Annotated in this window: 3 protein-coding genes; all 3 read right to left on the bottom strand. The window is 56.5% G+C overall.

Translation table 11 applies throughout. The features are described 5' to 3' along the window. Positions 1-75: 75 nt before the first annotated feature. Positions 76-1,446: a DUF6538 domain-containing protein gene (locus V2I08_RS20175; RefSeq protein WP_349636540.1), complete on the bottom strand. Its 1,371-nt coding sequence runs from the start codon at positions 1,444-1,446 to the stop codon at positions 76-78. A 361-nt stretch (positions 1,447-1,807) separates the two neighbouring features. After that, positions 1,808-2,401: a recombinase family protein gene (locus tag V2I08_RS20170; RefSeq protein ID WP_349636539.1), complete on the bottom strand. Its 594-nt coding sequence runs from the start codon at positions 2,399-2,401 to the stop codon at positions 1,808-1,810. Between the two features lie 343 nt (positions 2,402-2,744). Beyond that, positions 2,745-3,362, bottom strand: a complete 618-nt coding sequence (locus V2I08_RS20165; protein ID WP_088183472.1) for a hypothetical protein — start codon at positions 3,360-3,362, stop codon at positions 2,745-2,747. Positions 3,363-3,506 lie beyond the last annotated feature (144 nt).

Here is a 3,506-nt window from a genome sequence, read left to right as displayed (position 1 = left end):
CATTCACTCCATCTCTTCGCAAAGAGGTGTGAATCACAACATGCTGGTATTACTCAACAACTTTCGGTTCGGGCACTAAGAGTGCGGGTTCTGTTCGGAGCCACCCCGCTTATCTGCCGGGTTGTAAAACAAAGGGCCAGACTTATCCGCTACGATCTTGTGGAAGCCCTGCTCAAGAAGATGTGGATGGAGAGCCACCACCCTCGCCTCGTGATTTTTGGTGCTACCCGCTTCCGGGGTAATCCTAATCGTCCAGATAGCCCCGTCTTGGGTGACATCCTCAGCTCGAAGCTGCGTAAGCTCGTTCACCCGCGCGCCCGTATAAGCGCACAGCCACGGAACCCAGCGCTTCGCCAATTTGCGTTGGGGAGAGGTTCTTGTCGTATCCGCAACCAACGTGGCACGAAGAATTTTCAATGCTTCCTCGTCACTCAGACTAGGCGAACGCAATCGAGGTGTCTTTTTCTTGCCCAACACTCCGACCCCCTTCGCAACATTCTCATTCAGCACGCCGCTATCAACCCCACGTTGAAGGGCAACCCGGATAGCAGGCAGATAAGTCACTCGCACGGTCTTTGGGTTTAGCGGCAGTCCGCCTTTACCTCCGCGTTCCAGCAATTCGCCTTTCCAGCGATCTACATCCTGCTTGGAAACCTTTCTTGCGTCGTCGTGCTGGAGGAACGCGGAAAACCGACGGAGCTGCCTACCAAAGGCCTTTACTGTTGCGGGTGCGGGCTTTCGTTCAGCGACATATTCATCGAAAAGCATTAGCAACGAAACCGGGGCAACCAGCTCGTTTCCTTCACGCGTCTGGGCATCAACCACGAAGTGCTCGGCGCTGAACATCTCGTCCATCGTGCGCTGCGGCGTTCCATCCAAGCCTTGAACCTGTCGCTCCGTTGCCTCAATTTGCGCGCGGGTCACTAGATCAATCAGCTTCCACCAAGGATCGCTTCCCTCATCGACTGCCCAGCGGTTTCGTTCGCATAAGGCCTGCGCCATCCACACAACATCAAGCGTGGGCCCGTTAGAGCCGAGGCGTCGAGAAGCCGTTGTTGCCCCAAGAAATGCCTTCAAATCTTCAAGTCTCCGCCGCGCGGCTTGGACGGCTTCCGGGTCACTTCGATTGACCCCCTGAACCCGGTCCATTCGTTCCGCGAAAGCCTCTCGGACACCCGCCTCCATAACTCGGACGGCGGGAGCCAAAGCGGCGGCGGCGATCTGTGATGGCGCAATCTCGCCTCGAACGCTCGCGACCTCTCCTTCAAATTTCTCCAATTCGCGCTGACGCTTATGCCGAGCTTCCGCAATGCTGGAAGTCCGAAGAGAAATTATCACCTCTGTCTTACCGCCAAAAAGGCTTCGGACATCGTCAGGAACCCCCCTCCGAAAATAGAGGCGATCTCCGCGCCGATATATGTAGCGTTCGCCCCGAACTGCTTTCAAAGCCCGCCCCCGTTTGTAGCAGATTTTGTAGCAGTTAGCCGCACAGAAGTCACTGTTTCAAGGACTTTCTAGGCTTTGCAACCAGTTGCAAGGGGATTGGCGGAGAGGCAGGGAAGCCTTGATGGTTCCCCGATTTCGCGTGATTCGCGGCTGCTGATAATAGGCGTGGCTATCAGGCTGTAGCGGTCCTTTGTAGCCCTTAGTTCGACGGACGCGCTGGTATTCGAACTCTTGTCCATGACAATTCTAGCCATGATAACGCGCGATATCATCGCCCCTGACAATTGCAGGGCACGATCGATGTCATGATGTTGAAGTGAGGGCGACGGGCAGCGTTATCGGCGATCGTCAGGGACGATGGTCAGGTGGCGATTGGTTCCGCCATCTGGGTCTTGATCCGGTGGACGGTGCCGACACCGACGCTGAGTTTGCGCGCGGTGGCGTTGATGCTGGTCCCGCGTGATAGTTCGCGCCTGATCTTGTCGGCCTTGGCTGGGTCGAGGGACGGACGACCTGATCGTTTGGTAGATCGAGCCAGACCAGCCATAATGCGCTGGCGCAAAATCGACCGTTCGAACTCGGCGAACACGGACAGCATGGAGAACATCGCGCGCCCGGCGGGCGTCGAGGTATCAAGGCCCTGTGTGTGGAGATAGAGGTCCACTTGCCTGTCGTTGATCTCCGCTAAGAACGCGACGAGGTGCTGGAGCGATCGTCCCAATCGGTCGACGGACCAGCATGCGATTAGGTCGATCTCGCGGCGGGTGACCATCTGCATGAGACGATCATAGCCGGGACGCTGATCCCGACCCTTTGCCCCGCTGATGCCTTCGTCGGCGAGTTCGATGACGATGTTCCAGCCCAGACGATCCGCCACAGCCATGAGTTCGCGCCGCTGGTTATCGACCGTCTGGGTGTCGGTAGAGACCCGAAGATAGAGAGCGACGCGTTTCATGGCGGGAGATTCTCACATCTCAGCAATGAACTCAAGCACTTCAAATACTTCGATATTTTATGCCATTATGGTATTGCGGGCCATGGACCTATACCATCTCCGCGTCGGCGATCTTGTGATCCGTGAGACCGATACCGAGTGCGGGATGAAGCAGCATATCGGCGAGGTGATCTCCGTCCGAGCGCGGGTCCGATATTTTCACCCGACGCAGGACTGGCGAGATTGGTGGGACCTTCACCATGCGACGCCATATCCCTACGGACCATGGCGGGAAGATCGTCGCTGCCGGTTGATCCGCGCAGAGGTCGACCAGTTGGATCGTCTCGGGCTGCGGTGATGGCGATCAGGCCGCAGCGGCCCGTTCCCTTTCCGCGCGCAGTTCCTTCGACGCGCGAGCGCACGTCTCGTCGATCAGTTCGGCATTGAAGTGCTTGCGACGTTTGCCATGCCACACCACCGATCCGACATCTGACTCGTCATCATATTCTATGAAGTCAGGCCAATCAGGATGAGGACGCCGACGGCTACGGCTTTGTCCATCAGCCTTCCACCACCGATTGAGCAAAACAATCGAGTCTTTTGGGCGGGAGCATCGTTTGTCAGAGTTCAACGGGAGTTGGAGGAAGAATGCCAATGCCGATTCTGCCAGATAGACAGGCACAGTGAATCGCTTGTGGTGATGACCCGCCTTGCGACCAGATACCGCTTGTGATGACACCTCGCCGAGATAAATCGACAGCCCCTCTTCAGCGATTGTGGTGCGGACTTTGTGCTCCGGCCTCATGCGGCCCTCGAAGCCCTTGGTGATTCCAACATACTGAAGCTTGGGTATCGTCTGTCGATCAACCGTTCCGGCCGCCATGTATAGGACCTCGCCCATATCCCATTCACGGATTACGGCTTTCGCAGCTTTGACGCTATCATACGGCCCATACCAATCGACGACCACAGCATAGGTCATATTTCTCTCCCCCAGAACAGGGCCCAATAAACGGCAACGGGATGAGCAAGGCAAGTGTCCCGCTCCCAAATCAACCGAATATGGAACGCCGAATTCTACATCATTGAAGTGACGGAAACGCTCGACTTCATGAACATCAAATCA

The sequence above is a fragment of the Sphingobium sp. MK2 genome (assembly GCF_040170545.1).
Classification (GTDB): Bacteria; Pseudomonadota; Alphaproteobacteria; order Sphingomonadales; family Sphingomonadaceae; genus Sphingobium.
The sequence above is the reverse complement of the archived record's forward strand: the minus strand, read 5'-3'. Positions and strand labels throughout refer to the sequence as shown.

Bases quoted from the DNA above. Each gene is read 5' to 3' on its own strand.
- V2I08_RS20170 (WP_349636539.1), bottom strand. From the start codon at position 2,401: ATGAAACGCGTCGCTCTCTATCTTCGGGTCTCTACCGACACCCAGACG.
- V2I08_RS20165 (WP_088183472.1), bottom strand. From the start codon at position 3,362: ATGACCTATGCTGTGGTCGTCGATTGGTATGGGCCGTATGATAGCGTC.